The organism is Paraburkholderia sp. PGU19 (assembly GCF_013426915.1).
Lineage (GTDB): Bacteria > Pseudomonadota > Gammaproteobacteria > Burkholderiales > Burkholderiaceae > Paraburkholderia.
This window is the reverse complement of sequence record NZ_AP023181.1, coordinates 932,800-949,385: the sequence shown is the minus strand read 5'-3', so window position 1 is coordinate 949,385 and position 16,586 is coordinate 932,800. Positions and strand designations below refer to the sequence as shown.

Annotated in this window: 15 protein-coding genes; 10 read left to right on the top strand and 5 right to left on the bottom strand. The window is 58.4% G+C overall.

The features are described from left to right. Positions 1-36: 36 nt before the first annotated feature. Positions 37-1,191 (bottom strand): ABC transporter substrate-binding protein, encoded by a 1,155-nt coding sequence (locus H1204_RS34145; protein WP_243468984.1) that lies wholly within the window; start codon positions 1,189-1,191, stop codon positions 37-39. Between the two features lie 485 nt (positions 1,192-1,676). Here H1204_RS34145 and H1204_RS34140 point away from each other — a divergent pair, with 485 nt between their 5' ends. After that, positions 1,677-3,323, top strand: coding sequence for a 3-(methylthio)propionyl-CoA ligase (locus H1204_RS34140; RefSeq protein WP_180734908.1), 1,647 nt, complete (start codon positions 1,677-1,679; stop codon positions 3,321-3,323). Between the two features lie 339 nt (positions 3,324-3,662). After that, positions 3,663-4,562, top strand: coding sequence for a pyridoxal-phosphate dependent enzyme (locus H1204_RS34135; RefSeq protein WP_180734907.1), 900 nt, complete (start codon positions 3,663-3,665; stop codon positions 4,560-4,562). 71 nt (positions 4,563-4,633) lie between these two features. On the opposite strand, the gene H1204_RS34130 is transcribed toward H1204_RS34135, so the two are convergent. Beyond that, on the bottom strand, positions 4,634-5,554 hold the full coding sequence (locus H1204_RS34130; RefSeq protein ID WP_180734906.1) for a LysR substrate-binding domain-containing protein: 921 nt from the start codon (positions 5,552-5,554) through the stop codon (positions 4,634-4,636). A gap of 130 nt (positions 5,555-5,684) precedes the next feature. On the opposite strand from H1204_RS34130, the gene H1204_RS34125 reads away from it, so the two are divergent. From H1204_RS34125 to H1204_RS34105, 5 genes are all read left to right on the top strand, one after another. Next, the gene (locus tag H1204_RS34125) at positions 5,685-7,034 is read left to right on the top strand and encodes an MFS transporter (RefSeq protein WP_180734905.1); all 1,350 of its coding nucleotides are present in this window, start codon (positions 5,685-5,687) and stop codon (positions 7,032-7,034) included. Next, entirely contained in the window at positions 7,031-7,861 is an 831-nt protein-coding gene (locus H1204_RS34120; protein ID WP_180734904.1) for a TIM barrel protein, read from the top strand. Before H1204_RS34125 ends, H1204_RS34120 begins: the two co-directional genes overlap by 4 nt. Positions 7,862-7,894: 33 nt before the next feature. Next, positions 7,895-8,935 (top strand): Gfo/Idh/MocA family oxidoreductase, encoded by a 1,041-nt coding sequence (locus H1204_RS34115; RefSeq protein WP_180734903.1) that lies wholly within the window; start codon positions 7,895-7,897, stop codon positions 8,933-8,935. A 159-nt stretch (positions 8,936-9,094) separates the two neighbouring features. Further along, positions 9,095-10,237 carry a porin gene (locus H1204_RS34110; protein ID WP_243468955.1) on the top strand — a complete coding sequence of 381 codons (1,143 nt, stop codon included), beginning with the start codon at positions 9,095-9,097 and terminating at the stop codon, positions 10,235-10,237. Positions 10,238-10,816: 579 nt separating this feature from the next. Beyond that, on the top strand, positions 10,817-11,425 hold the full coding sequence (locus tag H1204_RS34105; protein ID WP_243468954.1) for a PH domain-containing protein: 609 nt from the start codon (positions 10,817-10,819) through the stop codon (positions 11,423-11,425). 130 nt (positions 11,426-11,555) lie between these two features. Here the strand turns inward: H1204_RS34105 and H1204_RS34100 are convergent, their stop codons facing one another. The 3 genes from H1204_RS34100 to H1204_RS34090 form a co-directional block, all read right to left on the bottom strand. Further along, a complete protein-coding gene (locus tag H1204_RS34100) occupies positions 11,556-11,828 on the bottom strand; it encodes a hypothetical protein (protein WP_180734900.1) in 273 nt (90 codons plus the stop codon). Positions 11,829-12,068: 240 nt separating this feature from the next. Further along, positions 12,069-12,911: a CFI-box-CTERM domain-containing protein gene (locus tag H1204_RS34095; RefSeq protein WP_180734899.1), complete on the bottom strand. Its 843-nt coding sequence runs from the start codon at positions 12,909-12,911 to the stop codon at positions 12,069-12,071. Positions 12,912-13,611: 700 nt separating this feature from the next. Next, positions 13,612-14,253 carry a TetR/AcrR family transcriptional regulator gene (locus tag H1204_RS34090; protein WP_180734898.1) on the bottom strand — a complete coding sequence of 214 codons (642 nt, stop codon included), beginning with the start codon at positions 14,251-14,253 and terminating at the stop codon, positions 13,612-13,614. Between the two features lie 87 nt (positions 14,254-14,340). Between H1204_RS34090 and H1204_RS34085 the strand changes: the two genes are divergently transcribed. The 3 genes from H1204_RS34085 (at position 14,341) to H1204_RS34075 (ending at position 16,566) form a co-directional block, all read left to right on the top strand. After that, positions 14,341-15,441, top strand: a complete 1,101-nt coding sequence (locus tag H1204_RS34085) for an NmrA family NAD(P)-binding protein (RefSeq protein WP_180734897.1) — start codon at positions 14,341-14,343, stop codon at positions 15,439-15,441. A 44-nt stretch (positions 15,442-15,485) separates the two neighbouring features. Beyond that, on the top strand, positions 15,486-15,992 hold the full coding sequence (locus H1204_RS34080) for a hypothetical protein (protein WP_180734896.1): 507 nt from the start codon (positions 15,486-15,488) through the stop codon (positions 15,990-15,992). 130 nt (positions 15,993-16,122) lie between these two features. Then, positions 16,123-16,566 carry a GNAT family N-acetyltransferase gene (locus tag H1204_RS34075; RefSeq protein ID WP_180734895.1) on the top strand — a complete coding sequence of 148 codons (444 nt, stop codon included), beginning with the start codon at positions 16,123-16,125 and terminating at the stop codon, positions 16,564-16,566. Positions 16,567-16,586: the final 20 nt, after the last annotated feature.

The following is a 16,586-nucleotide window of genomic DNA, read 5'->3' as shown; positions in this document are numbered from 1 at the left end:
TTGTCGCGCGTCGACTACCGATGAACTGCACGAGGTTTATTTCCATAACGGACAGCGCGACTCGGCTTTCGTGCCAAAGGCCTGCTCGCCTGGAATGGTTTCGACGACCTTATAGTAGTCCCACGGTTCCTTCGATTCCTCAGGCGCTTTCACCTGCATCAGGTACATATCGTGAATCATGGTGCCATCTTCGCGAATGTACCCCTTGGTGTACATGTCGTCGATTTTCTGTCTTTTAAGCTCTGTCATAACCTGACTGGGGTTCGTCGAGCCGACACTCTGAACGGCCCGCAGATAGGTCAACGTTGCAGAGTAATCGGCGGCCTGCAGGCTCGAAGGCATCCTCTTCATTTTCTCGAAGAAACGCTCTGACCACTTGCGTGTCTGGTAATCCTTGTTCCAGTACCAGCTGTCGGTCAGTAGAAGGCGCTGCGCCGTCGCGAGACCCAGACTATGAATGTCATTGATAAAGACGAGCAGTGCTGCAATGGTCATCGTCTTCGTAATGCCGAATTGATTTGCAGCTTTGATTGCATTGACGGCATCACCTCCCGCATTCGCGAGCGCAAGAACCTGCGCGTTCGATTGCTGCGCCTGCAACAGGAATGAGGAAAAGTCTGAAGCCGACAACGGATGGCGTACCGCCCCGAGAACCTTGCCGCCATTCGCCTTCACGACGTCGGAAGCGTTCTTTTCCAGAGCCTTGCCGAACGCATAGTCGGCGGTCAAAAAGCACCATGTCTTGCCGCCTCGTTTCGATACCGCCGAGGCGGTAACTTTTGCGAGGGCCATCGTGTCGTACGCGTAGTGCACCGTGTACGGTGTGCACTGTTCGTTGGTCAGCGTGTCGGCCCCTGAGCCTACATTGATGTAAGGAATCTTCTTCTCACTGGCTATCTGGCTGGTAGATAGAGCAGTCGCCGAGTTTGTTCCCCCGATGATCATATTCACGCCATCCCGATCAATCCACTCACGGGCGACCGATGCGGCGATGTCGGCCTTGTTCTGATGATCGGCATAGAGCACTTTGACGGGCATGTTGTTGACTGTGCCGCCGAAATCGGCAATCGCCATACGTATGGCCTCGAGGCCACCCTGTCCGCCTCCTTCGGCGTACAGACCCGAAAAGTCCGTGATGAATCCAATCGTCACGGAACTACCCTCGGCCCATGCACTGTTGGATGCCAGCATTCCTCCGACGGCGGCGGCGATCCCCAATACGAGATGCACCAATACCTTCTTGCCGAATACGGTGTCCACTGACATCTCCTCATGCGCGGTTTGCAGATCACGCGCCCCTGGTTTTCGCAGCTTCATTTCACGCCAGTCCGCCAGGCCGAAAAAGCCATGTAAAGAAACGATCGTACCGGCCAGCACAATCATCAACTCAGATAATCCGATCGGCGATCGGATCGGAGAACGCTCACCGCATGAGCGCACGGTTGTGAATGCGGTGCGACGGTTTGTTTTTTGCAACGCAACGATTATTTCGCTGGTCGCGACTACCTCCGATACACGACGCTTTCGACGCGTGTTAGCTAGTTGCACCACGCCTGACACTCACCTATCTTGAATCACTGGACGGTATCAGCACATCCGCTGTTTTGGAAGCCAATCTACCTGCCCTGATCGAACTCCAGCTTTCAGATCCGTGACGAAAAGAGGGAGGTTGGCTTATGACGGCACTGCTTCACGGAAAGATGATGGACGTGCCGCTGACGGTTTCCTCGTTGCTGGCGCATGCGTCACGCCATTTCGGCACGACGGAGATCGTGTCGAAGCGCATCGAGGGAGACCTGCATCGCTACACGTACCGCGATTGCGAGAAGCGCGCGAAGCAACTCGCACAGGCGCTGATCGCGCTCGGTGTCGAAGCGGGCGACCGGATCGGCACGCTCGCCTGGAACGGCTACCGGCATCTGGAAACGTACTACGGCACGACGGGCTTCGGCGCTGTGTGCCACACGATCAACCCGCGCCTCTTTCCTGATCAGATCGCCTACATCGTCAATCACGCCGACGACCGCTACGTGCTGTTCGACATCACGTTCGCCGCGCTCGTCGATGTGCTCGCGCCGCAGTGTCCGAACGTGCGCGGCTGGATCGCGATGACGGACGAAGCGCACATGCCGCGCATGTCGACGGCCGCGTCGAGTTACGAGGCGCTGCTCGCGCAGCACGACGGCGTGTTCGAGTGGCCCGCCATCGACGAACGTTGCGCATCCAACCTTTGCTACACGTCGGGCACGACGGGCAATCCGAAGGGCGCGCTGTACTCGCATCGCTCGACCGTGCTGCATGCGTTCGGCGCGTCGCTGCCCGATGCGATGGGCCTGTCCGCGCGCGATTCCGTGCTGCCCGTCGTGCCGATGTTCCATGTGAACGCATGGGGCATTCCGCACGCCGCGCCGCTGACGGGCGCCAAGCTCGTGTTTCCGGGCAAGGATCTCGACGGCAAATCACTGTATGAATTGATGGAAGCGGAGCGTGTTACCTGCACAGCGGGCGTGCCTTCTGTGTGGCTTGGGCTGTTGCGATATGTCAAGGAAAATGGCGTTCGGTTTTCGACCCTGGCCCGCGTAATTGTCGGTGGGTCTGCATTGCCGCCTGCAATGCTCAGGACGTTCAAGGACGACTTTGGCGTCGAGGCCATCCATGGGTGGGGCATGACAGAGATGTCGCCGCTCGGTACGGTCTCGACACTCAGCGGGGAGCAAGCTCAACGCTCGCCCGACGAACAGCGCAGGCTGCGCGAAAAGCAGGGGCACGTAGTCTATGGCGTCGACATGAAGACCGTCGACGCCGGCGGGCAAGCGTTGCCATGGGACGGCGTCACGTTCGGTGAGCTATATGTGCGGGGCCCGTGGATAATCGACGGGTACTTTCGTAACGATGTATCACCGCTCGTCGATGGCTGGTTTCCAACAGGGGACGTTGCAACCATCGATCACGATGGCTTCATGCGCATCGTCGATCGCAGCAAAGACGTGATCAAGTCCGGTGGCGAATGGATCAGTTCGATCGACATCGAGAACATAGCCGTCGCGCATCCGGCGGTGACGGAAGCGGCGTGCATCGCGTGCTTTCATCCGAAGTGGACAGAGCGGCCATTGCTTATTGTCGTTAAAGACCCCGATATCGATTTGAGTCGGAATGAGCTGCTGCGATTCTACGAAGGCAAGGTCGCCAAGTGGTGGATTCCCGACGATGTCGTGTTTGTCGACGAGTTGCCGCACACGGCGACGGGCAAGATGCATAAGCTGACACTGCGTGAGCGCTTCCGCGATCACATATTGCCGTCTGACCAGAAACTTGAGCAGTAACGCCGCTGCGACGAATCGCATTGGAATTCTATCCACACATGCCGGTGGCGGCAGCTTTGATCTTTTAGGTCAGGTTATCTGCAAGCAAATCGTATCGAAGACCAGGTGAACGTCGATCGCAGAGAGATGCTTGCATGCGGCGCCATCTACGCAAATCTGAAGACATCATGAACTCTTCGAGCATCCTGCATCACACACGCACGCCTCTTCGAAACGGTATCGGCGCGGCCTATCTGGGGGAAGTGACCCGCGCCGACATAGAGCAGGCGACACAGACAGCAGGCGACACAGACGATCCGGGGAACCATTGTACGTACCCCTCTGTTAGCTTACCCAGCGGTGACAGACCGGAACATCTTTCTTAAACCCGAGAACCTTCAGCCACGTGGCTCGTTCAAGATACGCTGCGCGATGAACGCAGTCTCCAGACTCACCGAAGAGCAACTCTCGAATGGTGTTTATACGGCGAGCACCGGGAATTTCGCACTCGGCGTGACAGAGGCCGCCAGGACGCGAGGCGCGGACGTCCACGTGTACGTCACTGAAACTGCAGCGAGGAGCAAGATAGGGGCACTCCGTGCGCTGGGAGCCAGCGTCATTCAGATTTCGTACGAAAGATGGTGGGCAATCCTCTGCGGTGAAACACCAACTGGCGAGCAAGGTACGTTTCTGCACCCCTGTGCATGCCGCGATGTCGTCGTTGGCGACGCGACGATCGGACAGGAGATATTGGAGGATCTGCCCGACGTCGAAGTCATACTCGTACCCTTCGGTGGAGGAGGATTGATTACGGGTATTTCTCTCGCGTGCATGAATTGGGGCGCACGTGCGCAGATCTATGCGTGCGAAATGGAAGCGGCTGCGCCTTTCTATTCTTCTCTCGCGGCCGGCGCAATCGTCGAGATTCCAGTCGACTCGACGCCAATGGTAGCGGGCATTGGTGTTTCGACTGTGCTCGCAGAAAATTGGCCATACCTCAACGCGTTGGTGGACGGCGTTGTTGTATCAACGCTTGAGGACACGGCCGACGCGATCCGGAGTCTGGCGAAAAGCAACCATATCGTGGTCGAGGGCGCGGGTGCCGTCGCACTTGCCGCCGCTCGCCATCCTCACTTTGCCGGCAAGCGCATTTCCGTTGTACTGACGGGTGGTGGGATCGACATGCCAATCCTGGCTTCGGTGCTGAATGACGATCGATCGGCGTATCTCGTACCTTCCCGCATCCGTGACTATGAATGAGACCAGGCCGACAATGGCCTCGGTAACCTGACGACTAGTCGATGGAGCCTTGTCGGCCATTGCGGACACCTTTAGCCACCTATCTCCAGATTCATATCAAGCGCATGAGGACCGCTGCTCAACTGTTCCTTCAGGAAATCGAGGCAGACGCGCACCTTGGCAGAATTCACGGATCGAGTGCTCAACACCGCCCAGATATCGGCAGGCTCCCAGTACTGCGGCAGCACTTGCACGGCGCGTCTTGCGCGAATCGCATCCGCGATGTCCCACACCGACAGCAGGCAGATTCCCTTACCGTCGAGACACCAGTTCCGCACGACGTCGCTCATGTTGGAACCGAAGCGGCTGGTGACCTTCACTGCCTCAATGCCCTTGGGTCCCATCAGCCGCCAGGTGCCGAAAGCCTGCTCCCGCTCCCGGTACAGCAGGCATTCATGCTCCGCCAGATCAGCGAGTAGTTTCGGCTCACCTCGCCGCTTGAGATAGCTGGGCGCGGCAACCAGGATGCGGCGGTTGCTGGCTATGCGGTGAGCGATCAACTGCGGTTGCACAGGATCGCCGAATCGAAGATCGATGTCGATGTTTTCATTGACGAGATCAGTGCGCCTGTCGAGCACTTCCAGCCAGACGTCCAGCTTCGGATAGCGCTCGCCCAGCAGCGAAAGAATGGGCGAGACGTGTAGACGCCCGAAACGCAGGCTCGTGCTGATACGAAGCAGGCCCGACAGTTCGCCCTTCGTGGTTTGCAGCGTCTCAGTCATCGATGCAACGTCTTCGAGGATGCGACGCGCCCATTCGAAGGCAATTTCGCCGTCGGACGTAATCACCACGCGCCTCGTCGTGCGATGAAAAAGACGCACCGACAGCGCCGCTTCGAGAATGGCGATTCGCTTGCTGACATGGGCGGGCGTCGTCCCCAGCTCTTTCGCAGCGGCGGCGAAGCTTGCGCGCCGCGCGGCAACACAGAACACGTTCAGGTCATCGATATCCATCCGGCGATTGTAAACGGATCGTTGATGCCGAGACAACGGGATCGGTATTGATGCAAAAAGTGTTGTCTATAGAATCGTTTCCACAGTCGCGAACGATGCGGCAAAAAGTCAACAAAAGGTGGAGACAGCGATGAAATACGCCTCAGGCCTTCAGGCCGCCGACGCGTCCTCGGTTACGGCGCGGCGCTCGCGCGCCCGCTTCGGCATTCTCGGTTTACTAGCGGTCGGCACGATGATCAACTATCTCGATCGCAGCGTTGCAGGCATCGCCGCGCCGAGCATGAGCCACGATCTCGGACTCACGCCCGCCACAATGGGCGTCATTTTCTCGGCGTTTTCGTGGACCTACACGGCATCGCAGATTCCCGGTGGCATCCTGCTCGATCGCATCGGAACCAAATGGACTTATTTCTTCGCACTGACGCTCTGGTCGCTATTCACCGGCTTGCAAGGACTCGCGTTGGGGTTTGTCACGCTACTGATGCTCCGTTTGCTCGTCGGCATGGCGGAAGCGCCGTGCTTTCCGACCAATAGCCGCGTTGTCGCCACCTGGTTTCCGCAAAGCGAACGGGCGCGCGCAACAGGCGTGTATACGTTCGCCGAATATGCAGGCCTCGCATTTCTGAGCCCGCTGCTTTTCTGGCTTGAACATCGATACGGCTGGCGCGCCCTGTTTGGCCTCGTCGGCGCCTTTGGCATCATGTTCGGCTGGGTATGGCTCGCTCGCTTCAATGAACCGCACGAGTCGCGCCGCGCGAATGAGGCCGAACTCAAGCATATCGAAGCGGGCGGTGGCGTGGTGAGCAGCGGCCGGATTCATGTGCACTTCAGGTGGTCCCATATGGCGGCCATCCTCAAGGAGCGCCGCATGCTTGGAATCTGCATCGCGCAGTTCGCAAGCAATGCGACCAACGTTTTCTTTCTCACGTGGTTTCCGACCTATCTCGTCACCGAGCGACATATGCCGTGGCTCAAGGTCGGCGTTCTGGCGGTTCTCCCGTTCATCGCGGCGTCGGTCGGTACGCTCGCCGGTGGCTGGATCTCCGATGCCATGCTGCGCCGGGGCATGTCGTTGAACTGGGCGCGCAAGCTGCCCGTGACGGCAGGATTGCTAACCGGCTCGACGATCGTGCTGGCCAACTTCGTCGATTCGACGGCAGCGGTGATTGCCATTCTGTGTGTTGCGTACTTTTCCCAAGGACTGTCCGCGCTGGCCTGGATGATCGTCTCGGATATCGCGCCTAAAGGACTGCTTGGTCTGAGCGGCGGCATCTTCAATCTGTTTGCGAACGCCTCGGGGATTGTCACGCCGCTTGTCATCGGCTTGATCGTCAACGCCACGGGCTCGTTCGTGTATGCACTGGCTTTCGTCTCCGCGATCACCCTCGTGGGTGCGCTTTGCTACATCTTTGTCGTCGGTGACATCAAGCGCATCGAACTCGATTCCGGCTCTGTCGAAAAGAAGGAAGCAATCCAATGAAACAACTTCAGATCGGTGTGGCACACCTCACCGCGCTCGAACTGGCTCCCGCCGCGCTCATCGTGCAGAGCGCCCACGCCGGCTTTAGCTCCGTTGGCATCCGCACGAACCCCGTCGCCCCAGGCATGCCGTGCTATCCGCTGAAGGCGGGAACGGAGGAACACCGTGAGTTGATCCGTCTGCTCGACGACCATGGCATGAAGGTGCAAGAAGTCGAATTCATTTCGATCGTGCCCGAACTCGACGTTCAGTCGTACGCCACGATGTTCGAGGCTGCCGCGGGTCTTGGCGCCAAAGCGGTGACCGTGTCGGGCGACGATGGCGACGTCTTGCGGCTGACCGACAATCTGGGCAGGCTCTGCGACCTCGCAGCGGGGTTCGGGCTGAGAATCGACCTGGAGCCGATGCGCTGGCGTCACGTCAACAATATCGGCGCCGCGCGCCGCGTGCTGGACGCCGCGGCGCGACCCAACGGCGCTCTGCTCGTCGACGCGCTCCACCTGGCACGCTCGGGAAGCACGCCGGCCGAACTGCGCGGGTTTCCGGCCTCCCAATTGCGCGCCGTTCAGATCTGCGACGCTCCCGCCATTGCGCCCGTCGGCGACGACGCGACGATTCGGGAGGCACGTGAAGGTCGACTGCCACCCGGACAAGGTGCACTACCGCTTGTCGATCTCTTGCGTTCACTACCTGACGACATCGCCATCAGCGCGGAAATGCCGTTCAAGACGCTGCCAGCATCGGAACGCCTGAGGCTGGCGTTCCAATCTTCGAAGGATCTGATACAGCACGCACGTGAAAAACGCACTGACACGCCGTGCCGCTGAGACTCATCAACGAAATAACCGCAAGTGTGAATCATGAACAAACTACCCATAGCCGTCATCGGCGCCGGACTCATTGGCAAGGTACATATTGACCTCGCCGCAAACCATAACGACGTGTGCCTCGCGGCCATCGCCGATCCCAGCGAAACGGCAAGGCAGATGGCCGCCTCATACAACGTTCCGTGGTTTGCGGATTACCGATCGATGCTCGACACCGTCAAGCCCAAAGGCGTCGTGATCGCCACGCCCAATGTGACGCACGGTGCCATCGCAGTGGACTGCATCGAGCGTGGTATCGCGGTGATCGTTGAGAAACCGATTGCGCACACGGTCGAAGACGCGCGTCGTATCCGCGACGCGTCCCAGGAATTCAAGGTGCCGGTTCTCGTGGGTCACCAGCGTCGCCACAATCCGATCGTGCGCCGCGCGCGTGAGATCGTTGCATCGGGCCGGTTGGGCAGGCCCGTCAGCGCGACCGTATTGTGTACATGGCTCAAACCGGACGAATACTTCGATACCGCGTGGCGGCGAACGAAAGGCGGCGGCCCGATCCTCATCAACCTGATTCACGACATCGACCTGCTGAGGCACCTCTTTGGTGATGTACAAAGCCTCCAGGCCGTCACGTCAAACGAGACGCGTGGATTCGAAGTGGAGGACACGGCGGCCATTGTGCTGAAATTCAAGAATGGCGCACTCGCAACGGTCAGCGTAAGCGACACGACGGCGGCGCCATGGAACTACGATCTCGCTGCCGGAGAGGTCGAGCGGTTTCCTCAACAGGACGTGAACTCCCATTACCTTTGCGGTACGGATGCGTCTCTCACGCTGCCGCGGCTCGAAGTCTGGGAGTATCGCACCGGCAAGGGATGGCACGATCCGTTGACGGCGGAGCGGACAGCGCTACACACGGGTTGCCCCTACACGGAACAGCTTCGCCATTTCCGGGCGGTGATCGACGGGGCGGAAGCACCCGTGTGTTCGGCACTCGATGGCCTGCGCACACTCCAGGCCACGATGGCTGTGCACGCTGCCGCAGCCAGCGGCGCGATCGTTACTCTGCCAGACGATTGATAACCGGATTGCTTTCGCCACAGCGCGGAAGTCATCGTCAACCGCTACTTCGCCTGAATTTTTGACAGTGTGAAATCCATTCGATTAGCATGCCTGATAAATAAAATCTGAAAAATGAAATCTGGAATAAGGATATGCGCCCTTGTCACGGTGGTCGGCATGTATTCGGCGGCCGCGCACGCGCAGAGCAAGGTGACGCTGTACGGCATTCTCGATGAAGGTGCGATGTTCCTCAATAACGTCGGCGGACCCACGGGCGGAAAGAAGATCTTCCTCGATTCGACAAGCGGCATTAACGGTAGCCGCTTCGGCTTCACAGGTGTGGAAGACCTGGGTGGTGGCTTGCAGGCGATCTTCACGCTGGAGCCCGGGCTGAACATCAACAATGGCCAGTCTGCGCAGGGCGGCACGTTCCTCGGCAGGCAGGCGTTTGTCGGCCTGCGCAGCGACCGGTACGGATCGCTCACGTTCGGCCGGCAATACGACATGGTGCTGTACTTCGCGCAACCCGTGACGACACAGGGCTCCCAGGCCGGTACGGCAATCTTTCTTCATCCAGGCGATCTGGATAACACGGGTAATTCGCTGCGCGTCAACAATTCGATCCGCTACATGAGCCCTGTTTATCGCGGCCTGAGCGTAGGCGGCGAATATAGCGTCGGCGGCGTACCTGGCGATGGCACGGCGAACAGCGGCTATTCCGTTGGTGTCAGCTACGCGAACGGACCTTTTACCTTCGGTGGCGCATTCGAATACTTCAAGAATCCGACGTCAACGACGGCAGGAGCTGGCTTTTTTACAGGGAATGCAAACGGCGCGTCGCAGCTATCGCAGTCGCTCAACAAGGGTTACGCCAGCGCCTCGGCATATCAGACGGCAGTGGTCGGTGCAGGATATGCAATTGGCCCGGTTAACGTGACAGCCTCCTGGTCCAACACACAATATGCCGGTCTTGGCGGTTTACTCGCAGGCTCTGCGGCACACTTCAATAACGTCGACTTCGCGGTTAAATGGCTCGCTACGCCAGCACTGAGTTTCAGCGCAGCGTATGACTATCTGAAGGGTGAATCCGTCAACACCACTGCGGGTCAGACAGTTGGCAACCAGCACTACAACCAGGTGATGCTGATGGCGGACTACCTTCTTTCGAAGCGAACAGACCTCTATGTCGAAGGTGCCTGGCAACGCGCATCAGGCACATCGTCGACTGGCGCGCCTGCCGTCGCTGATATTGGCAATCTCGGTGACTCATCGAACAATCATCAACTTGCGATCCGCGCTGCCTTGCGTCACAAGTTTTAGCCAACGGCTTATCGAACCAGTGCTATGGGTGGGTCTCAGGCGGACGCTAGACCAGGCGTCCATAGTTGCTGACATCTTGCAAGAACCCCTTCCGCACGACCATCGTTTGACGTGCGGAAGGGTAGGCCACCATCCAAAACCTCTGGCTTGAGGCAGTGGCAGCTTTATGGCGTCATCGTCAGTGGGTGAAACCGGCCAATCGTTGCCATTCCCGAAAATTTGAACGGCGACATTCCAATCGCTGTTTCAATTCGGAACCGTTCGACGTGATGCCGGATCGAGACTCGCATTTTCGCTTCGTAGCCGTGCGACTACAAACGTGCAAATTCAATGGCAGGTTTTGGCGAAGCGTTCGGACTATCGACTAAACTTCCCAAGAGCAAGGCGTTTCCGATGAGCGGTACCAAGGGTGCGATCATCGACTTTAACTGCTTAACTGGTGAAGATTGGTAAAGGTCGGGCGGCCCGACGCCGTTTGGATTTTGCCCAACTGCGCGGCCAAAAGACACTTACGCACGCCTCCCACCACAATGCGTGGCGGGGATGTCAGACCAACTACTGGGCCAATGGAAGCGATCAGTGAGCGAAGAACAAACCAGGCCGCGTGAAGCAGGACTTGAGAAAGCATATACACTGCTGGACTCAATGCTTGTGGCGGGAGAGAAAATCAAATCGACGGCGGTACAACGCAGGTTGTTCGCCTTGCTACACCGTCGCTCGCTTGTCGCGGCCACAACGGGACGTTTAATTGGAATAACTCGCGGATTGATCGGCGGCTTCACTCCGATTGATATCCGATGGCAGGACATCAAGTCGGCGCACATTCAAGCAGGTATTTTTGGAAGTACGCTGCGAGTCAGCGCGTTGACCATGCCGGACTTGGCAATCGGTGGCTCGACACGTCCGTTCGAGTTCTCCGGCCTGCGTAAGGATGAAGCTCAAGCGATCTACCGCATTTGCCAGGCGCAAGAGCAGGCATGGCGCGAAAAGCGTCGTCTCCGCGAACTCGAAGAAATGCGGGCCAAGTCTGGTGGTTTTCAGGGGGCTCTGAGCCGAGACGGCGCGACCTCGACGTCTAACGAAGACCCCACGGAGCGACTGAAGAGGGCAAAGACTATGCTCGACGCCGGGTTGATAAGTGACTCCGAGTACGAGACGGTCAAAGCTCGGATAATCGGCCAACTCTGATTTCTTCGGCGTTTGGCATTGCACGTTTGTATGCCAATTCCGGATAACGTCTTGCCGAATTTAACTGGAACGTCGGTCAGACCAAGTGGACGTGGCGTGTATGATCGCCCACCGTGCAACCGCCACGCAGTTACTTCGCCGTTTCGTCATTGATGAACTGATGATCGTCGGTGCAACGGATGTACATCTTCTTTCCGTTGATCGATCCCGAATACTTAACAGCGCGATAGCCGTTCGGACACTCTTCAACCGCGCGATCCTGGCATTGGCTGATCGGCAAGGCGTAGGAACACATCAACAGCTTCGTACCAGCGAGCGGACCTGAATCCACAGTCTCTGCTGTCGTGCACCCTGACACCGCTACAGCGACCCAGACGCCGCCAAGGGTCAAGATTGGTTTCATGTCAGCCGGCCTTTGAGCTGATGATCTTCGATGTTTAACCGTCCTCAATCGCGTGTACGTAGATGACCTCATCCCAATCTGCGATCTCGTGTCACTATCTGCCGTTCGGAAGCCAAAGAATCCTGGCGTTGGAACGACTGCATAACTCCGCGTCGAGGTGACCGCGGCCGACGAGGCGCGGTTATGGAGAAGCACAACCAGTCGCCGCTCTTGCCAAAGGCGGCAGAGGTCGATTTCGCTCTAATGCAGCCCATAACGTCGCTTCAGATTCGCCACCATGCATTCGTAAATCCTATACGCCGATAGATGGTCTCCACGATCGATCGCGGCGAGCGCTGGCACCAGGTAATCGCGGTAGATATGACAGTAGATTGCAGCAGGATTGGGTTCGCGTTCGATTGCGCGAACGATTTCCGGTGCGGTGGCGTAATAGTCCAGGATGTCGGCCTTGCCTGGCGGAGTCGTCAACACGACTTCGTCCCTGAACCAGCGCAGCTTGCGTAATGGCTCGCAATCGTCGGGCAAGCCTAGAGACGTGCAGGTGGCCGTCGTGATGTAGCAGCCGCAGCCTTTCTGCTTGTTGGTAATCTTGCTGCCTTTGGAGACGGGCGCTTTCGCCTCGTCGCTGCCGATATAGTTTTGCGTACAGGCGCACCATTGAATGATCATCGGATCCGCCGCGCTGCCAAGGTGAGCAGACTCGGTCACGATGTCGTGAAGATGTTTCAACTCTTCCCCGTTGCCGGTTTCCTTGCCCGGCGTCCACACGTTGTCGTTTTTCAACGCGTTCTTTGCCGTGGGCGCGAGAAAGTCGCCGAGGATCGATTCGAGTTTGTAATTCTTGACCAGATCCTTGTAAACCTTCACGATCCGGTCGACCGATTGCTGTGCCTCCTTTGCCCCGAGAACCAGCTGATCGGTGACACCCTGTCGCAGGTCCCCATACTCGAAGTATCTGATCGCCTCATCATCGAGGTTGGTGTTGTCAGGGACGAAGAAATGGATCTGGACATGCTGAGGTACCTTGAAATACCCAAAATTGGTGCGAAAACTTCCGTGCCCCCAAAGCATCAGTAGCGGCATGATCGACTCCTTGAACATTGCCATCGGGATTGACCGCTAGGCAAGACAGCGGGGCGAACGGTCAAACACGTTGCGCTTTGCGGCCAGTGCCTTGTCGTCCAGGACGAGACAGTGCAATTGGGGGCGCCCGATCCGGGAAACCAGGCGCTCGTTGCGTTTCAGCATAGGCACGGGGCGCACATTTGTCCACGAAATGGCATGTGGCATCGAAACTGATTTTTTTCATACGGGGTTGCGCGGTGTAATGCCATTCGACAGCCGTCATCCTGCTCGCCATTCGCTGCGGAAAAGAACTGCCGGTACAGAAATCCGGCGCAATTGCATTCCACCTTTCGCGAACGGCAAGCTCGCGCGCGAGGTGACGCAGCCTGGTCTCTTGCGCGGGACGGAGCAGAGATGCCAGAAGCCATACTCCCAGCTTTCGCGAGCCACTCGGAAAAGCGCTGAAGACCGATCGCGCAGAGACTGGCGCCCTGCGCTTTGCGGCGAGACTTCAATACCTCAACTTAACGAAAGTCCGCTCGGGTCGGGTTCTGCCGATCACTTTCAGTCACGGGTCGACCGATAGTTGCCGTTCTCGCAACTCAGAACGTCGTCATTCCAATGGCCGGTTCACCTGGAAAACTCCCAGAATCGCCAGTTGACCATGGCATCGAAAGGATCGTCCACGCATTAGATGGACTGGCGGGGCATCGCGGCGCTACGGGAGCGGATGAAGTTGAAGAAAGACCGCTGTGGCGCTGCGGGCACGTGCCGCGAGCTCGCGTGAGTTCGGCCGCTCGGCGACGCCAAGCAGCAGGCTAACCATCAAATTGCCCCACAGCAACCCGCTGTACTGTTCGGCAAGTTCGGCAGGACGGCCATCGAGAAGTCCGGACGCCCGAGCCCGGGCCATGATTTGACGCAAGGCGGCACGACTTGTCTCTCGCCCTGTGGAGTCGAGCGCTTGCGCCACCTCAGGCGCGTGGACCGCCTCGGCGATTGCCAGTCGGAAAACCGCAATGACGGTTGGATCGGTGATCTCGCGGACGAGTTGTGTCCCGAGAGAAGTCAGTACGTTCGCGAGTGTCTCGCGGTCGTGCGGCACGGGCAAGTCAGCGGGTACCTGCAGTCTCGTGGCGCGCGCGCTGATGCACGCGATCAGCATTTCCTTCTTGTTGCCCACCAGCGCATACAGTTCTCGTTTCGAAACCCGCGCGCGCGTGGCGATCTCAAGCGTGCTGGTCGCCGCGTAGCCACTCGTCATGAACGACGCGAAGGCTGCATCGAGAATGCGCGCGCGCACCTCAGTTTCGTCGCGGTCTTCCTGACGCTCCTTTGACAGCGATCCCGTGGTCATCATCGTCTCTCTTGACATTCGGTACCGCATAGTACCATACTGAAACAACCGTCTGGTACCAACGAGTACCACGACTGCCTGGAGGCGATCATGCTCAAGCCAAGGATTCTTGTAACCGGTGCGACCGGGAAGACAGGCAGCGTCGTCGTTGCCGAACTACTGAAGGCCGGTTATCCCGTACGCGCCATGGTGCACCGGGAAGATGGCCGCAGCGCGCGGCTGAAAGCGCAGGGGGCCGAGCTAGCGGTCGCCGACATGAGTGATGTCGAGCGCGTCGCCGACGCGCTGAAAGACGTTCAGCGCGCCTACTTTTGTCCGCCTTTCGATCCCTACATGATTCAGGGCGCGGTCGCGTTCGCCGTCGCCGCCAGGGAATCCGGGCTCGAACACATCGTCAGCCTGACCCAGTGGCTGTCGAGTCCCTCGCATCCCGCCCTCATGACCCGGCAGCTCTGGCTCGTCGATCGGCTGTTCTCGATGACGCCGGGCGTCGCGCATACGGTCGTGAGGCCGGGCTTCTTCGCTGACGCCTATCTCGCATTGACGGGATTTGCTGCCCACCTCGGCGTATTTCCGTGGATCTATGGCGCTAGCCGCAATGCGCCACCGTCCAACGAGGATATCGCGCGAGTCGCCGTCGCGGCCCTGATGGATCCTGCACGGCACGCCGGGAAGCGCTACCGTCCCACTGGGCCGGCGCTGCTTGGCGCGGAGGACATGGCCAAGGCGATCGGCCAGGCCGTCGGACGACCGGTCAAGGTCGTGCCAATACCGATCTGGCTATTCATGAAGGCCGCCCGGATGGGTGGCTTGCCGATCGACCTGATCAGCGGCGTTCGCTACTACATTGACGATCACAGACGCGGGGCTTTTGAGCTGGACGCTCCGACCACGGACGTCCCCGATGTGACCGGTCAGCCTGCCGAGGACTTCGAGACGATCGCGCGTCGCTACGCGGCGCTTCCAGGCAACCGGCGGACGCCTGGCAATTGGCTTCGCCAGTTCGCGCAGTTCGTGATCGCCCCGCTCAGCCCCGGTTTCGATCTCGAGCGCTACGACCGTGAACTACGCCGCCCGTTCCCGTCAGAACCGCAGTTTGCCCCTGAATCCAAGGTCTGGCTGCGCGAGCATGCCATGGCTCACGCGGAGCGAAGCGCTGTGATCGCAGAGTTACGCACACAGCGCGCTTAAATTCTCGTGATCGATCGCGGGAATTCGAATCAAAGGAGAGACTCATGCTGCCCCAGCTCTGGTTTTTCGTTAGCATCGCATTCAGTTTCAGCACGTGGGGAATCGTCACCAGGCGATACATCTGGCCAAAACTCCGCCTCCTGCGACCCGTCGATGCGCTGCGACCTCTTCTCATCCTGAACAGCTTCCGATTCATTGGGATGGCATTCCTCTTCCCAGGTGTCGTGTCGCCCGATCTGCCGTCTGCCTTCGCGAATTGCGCTGCCTACGGGGATCTCGTTGCGGCGATACTCGCGTTGCTATCGCTAGTATTACTGCCACGCGGGGCTGGCATTGTAGTCGCCTGGATCTTCAACTGGTGGGGCCTGGCAGATCTCCTGAACGCGTTCTATCAGGCCAATAATGCCGGGCTCTTGGCGGGTCAGTTGGGCGCGACCTACTTCATTCCGACTCTCGTCGTACCACTACTGCTGATCACGCACGGACTCATCTTCCGGATTCTTCTGCAACATCAAAATCAGCCCGCAGTGCGGGAACGGCTACCCGTCTGACGAGGTGAGGCCCAATGCTTGGGAGCGGACATCACGCATCCGTCGACACTCGCTGGCTTCTACCCATTGATGCCAATCCCTTGCATCCGATATTCTGGCTAAGACCTGCTTATCGCGAGCGGCGGTTGTGATGAATCTGGATTATCGGCAGGCTGTACCTGAAGACTCGGAATGGCTATTCGACACGTATCGGCGAACGATGAAAGGTTTCGTTGCCTCGACGTATGGCTGGGACGACGACTTGCAGCGGGCTGGGTTTGCCAAAAGCCTTCGCCAAGGCTCTTGTCAAATAGTGACATGGGAAGACAAGCAATGCGGATTTGTGCACTGGGACATCGAACCCGATCTCGTATGGCTGCGGATGCTTTGTATCGTGCCCGAGATGCAAAACAGGTCAATTGGCCGTGCCTCGATTGCCAAGGTGATCTCGTTGTCCAATCATTTACAAAAGCCGCTGTACTTGCATGTACTCGTATGCAATCGAGTTGCCTATGACTGGTACAGCAGAATCGGTTTTGTCGAATTCGAAAACGATGGCAAGGTTTCCACTTTGGTACTTGCTGCGATAACGTAAGTGATCAGGACAATACCCAC